At 38.4% G+C, this 2122-nt stretch carries 2 protein-coding genes; one reads left to right on the top strand and one right to left on the bottom strand.

The annotated features are described in order from the left end of the window. Positions 1-487 precede the first annotated feature (487 nt). A complete protein-coding gene (locus ACUVXA_RS20160; protein WP_445873085.1) occupies positions 488-727 on the bottom strand; it encodes a hypothetical protein in 240 nt (79 codons plus the stop codon). A gap of 334 nt (positions 728-1061) precedes the next feature. On the opposite strand from ACUVXA_RS20160, the gene ACUVXA_RS20155 reads away from it, so the two are divergent. Then, the gene (locus tag ACUVXA_RS20155; protein WP_445873084.1) at positions 1062-1592 is read left to right on the top strand and encodes a hypothetical protein; all 531 of its coding nucleotides are present in this window, start codon (positions 1062-1064) and stop codon (positions 1590-1592) included. Positions 1593-2122: the final 530 nt, after the last annotated feature.

The raw sequence follows: 2122 nt of genomic DNA, 5'->3' as shown, positions 1-2122 counted from the left end.
TCTGTTATATGACGCAAAACATGCTCTTCAGCAAAAATTCCAAACCACTGCCTCCAGGGCCTTTGCGACAATTTGCTATGCGGGCTCCAACGCCCAATTTGTCTAGCCGTCAGGAGGGGCGAAGACCAGTTTTTTAACACGGAGGTCAAGAGCCCCAAAATAAAAGTGGCCTTCCACCCAGCGTCCACAACACCATTAATGGGCGAGGGAACAAAAAAAGGTTTTTTATAATTTGTCTAAAAAGCGAAGCTTATGTAGGTTTTTTAAAAAAATTTTTAAAAAATTCAATGGAAGAGGAGGTTTTAACTTTGTTTGGTAATAGCAATACGCAATATGTTGTTAACATGTTGTTGGGATTAGACCTCACTTTTATTATAATCGCGGCTGTACCCCTGCTTGTGCATATGATGGCTTTTTCCTCGTATTCTATACCTTTAAATATGGTGAGCTATTTCCACTATGGATTGGTAATAAGAGATGTGATAGTCTATCCGATTGGTACGCAGTTTTTTCTGCTACTTATGTTTCTTTTCCTAGTCTTTATTACTTCTGCTATTGTTTTATCTTGGATTCTATCCTTTTTCGTTTCGCTGGGCAGGGTAAGGGGGTACAAACAATTTTCGGAGGACTGGAGGAGCATTAAATATTCGTTTGCCGAAGCTCCTAAAAAACTTAGACTGCTAGTATATCTCATTGCAGTGATTGTTATAGTGCTGTATCTAGTCATAGTACTGGTCTCCTATTTCACTTTTCATGTATCATTTTTTGGGAACATAACTCTGTATCGCATTTACTTTATCTTCTTGGTGCTTTTTTTAACTGGATACGGTCCAATTATCAGCTTAAATATGGTTTTATTTAGAAAAATATTAAGTGCCTTTAAAACGGGTTAAAAAATAAGTGGTCGAGTTGATAATTTTCATTATTGAGGAGGATGATAGAAACTGGTGTGTAAGGTGTAAAACATGACATTGAACTTTTGGACTCCTTTTGTTTAGTTTTTTACTAATGGATAATGGTTTTGCTTTGGTTAAGAAAAAAGTCTAGGAGGGCTGAAAATTTTGGTTAAGAGAAAATACACGATTGATGAGTTGGGCCAATCTGTGTGTTTTGCGGGTGTGGCTATGTTTGGCGGCTTTCTCAGTTACTTTTACTACTTGTTTTCGTCGGGTATCAGCGGGTTATCAGGTTTCATATCCGTGTTATATCTTATCCCTTTTGATGTGGGTTTGAATCCTAGCAGTTTAGTTATTTTCGCAAGTGACTTTCCCAAAATTTCTTACGTGTTGAATTCTCTATTGAATGGTTCATTTCTCCTCGTCTTTCTTCCTTTCATTTTTGCTTTTATGATATCGGCGGTTGGCGCTCTTATCTGGAAGAAAAAAGGTGAGGTTAGAGTGCTTGGATACCTCTTGATACCTCTCGTTGTTCTAGCTATCCTGAGTTTCATCATCACTTTCACACCGGTAACACTAATAGTTATTACAGGAGCAATGCTCCTAATTGGACTATCAGTATATGTTATTTTATACGCCACTTGGATAATCCTAGGACCCAGAGATGGAAAGGAGAGGTCTACGCAGAAATCGTAATATTTAGTTTAGAAGAATATTGGCAACATGCTCCTATTATTTAATTGACTTGTTTATATTTCTATTCTATTTTTTTACTTTTGCTATCCGGCTTTGCTTATCTCTTCAGTATGGCACGAAGAGGTATTTTCATTCCCTCTTTAGAAGGACACTCGAGAAGCTACATCATCCATGCTATAACCAACCGTGGTGGGATCTCGTACCAACGGTTACATACTATATGGTATTTCGAGAAATTTTTGTCTTTTTGACGTTTGTGAAAAGGGGTTATTTTTGCTCTTTTTCGGTAAATAAGCCTTAAAACGGTAAATTGTATAATTATTTTTCCGACAAAAATTATTAGAAATACTATAGTAGATATCCCTACGTCCGTGAACCGTTGTCCGAAACTTACCCATTTAGGACACCGCCTAAATGGTGTTCGGTTCCTGCTTCATAGGGGAGCACCTGCCCTTTTGGGGCATGAACCTCTCCACTCTTGCAGGCGTTTTGTGTGTGTCTCCGCCCAACTGGCGGCGACGTAAGCCAGA

Source organism: Candidatus Jordarchaeum sp. (genome assembly GCF_052745115.1).
This window is presented reverse-complemented; position numbering and strand designations above follow the sequence as displayed.